Annotated in this window: 1 protein-coding gene; it reads left to right on the plus strand. The window is 59.2% G+C overall.

Annotated features, from left to right (window positions below; all coding sequences use genetic code 11):
- Positions 1–212 precede the first annotated feature (212 nt).
- A complete protein-coding gene (locus CAG31_RS27975) occupies positions 213–1,160 on the plus strand; it encodes a transposase (RefSeq protein WP_085586970.1) in 948 nt (315 codons plus the stop codon).
- Positions 1,161–1,192: the final 32 nt, after the last annotated feature.

Raw genomic sequence — 1,192 nt, forward strand, 5'->3', positions numbered from 1 at the left:
GGCTGGCTTGTATGCTGGTACTTGAAGGGAGGAGGAGGGACTAGGCTGGATTCTGACTGTTGACGCAGTACAGACCGTGGGAGATTTCGCCCCTTCCTCCTTTCACCCAAGCGCCGATAAAGAATGCATCTGGCTCGACCGACGATAGGAACAAGCCTGCGCCCCTGGGTGATCCCTTCAAGTGCTCAAAACCATATCTCGGGGGGTGTTCAATGGCAATGCCGGTTTCTGCTTCCAGGCCAATTGTGGGTGTGGATGTCGCCAAGAACGAGTTGGTGATCTATCAGGCCGAGCCGGATCTGCTCGAGACCCTTCCCAACGACAAGCCAGCCATCAGGAAATGGCTAAAAGGCTTGCCGAGGCCGGTCGATGTGGCGATTGAGTCGACCAATATCTATCACCTGGAGTTCGCCGATCTGGCCCATGAGGCCGGCTGCACGATCTACATGGTCGGTGGCTATGAACTGAGCCACTACCGCAAGGGTGTGAAGGTTCGCGCCAAGACCGATGCGCTGGACGCAAGGTTGCTCGCCCGTTACCTGAAAAACGAACATGAGGAACTTCGCCCGTGGACTCCGCCATCGCCGCTGTACCGCCGACTCCTGAGCCTTTTCCGTCGGCGCGCGGCGCTGGTTCAGGCACGGGTCGGCCTGGTGCAGAGTTGGGCGAATGAGCCGCTGCTCAAAACTGCCTTTGCCGAACAAGTGGCCTCCATGCAGAGACTTGAGGTGTTGGTCGAGAAGATGATCGACGACCAGCTCAAGGAGGCCGGCCTGCTGGCTCTGCTGAGGCGCTGCATGAAAGTTGAAGGCATCGGCTTTCTGACCGGCGCCCGCTTGATCGCGGCGTTCCAGCGGGGCGATTTCAGGAGTGCCGATGCGTTCATCGCCTTTTTGGGGATGGACTTGCGAGTTTCCCAATCGGGGCAGAAGGACGGTCGCCGCAGCCTGACGAAACGCGGCGATCCGGAGGCGCGTCGGCTTCTGCACAACGCCGCCATGTCGGCCAGCCGAACGGCGGCCTGGAAAGGTTTTTATGAGGAGCAACGGGCCAAAGGGTTCAGCACCACGCAGGCGCTGGTGATACTGGCCCGCAAACTGGCCCGGATCGTATTCGCCCTGCTCAAAGGACAAAGCGAATATGAACCGAAAGCAGGCTGAGGGCTTTGCCTCAACCATAGAATCTCCCACAG

The sequence above is a fragment of the Pseudomonas sp. R25(2017) genome, from assembly GCF_002112565.1.
GTDB lineage: Bacteria > Pseudomonadota > Gammaproteobacteria > Pseudomonadales > Pseudomonadaceae > Aquipseudomonas > Aquipseudomonas ekonensis.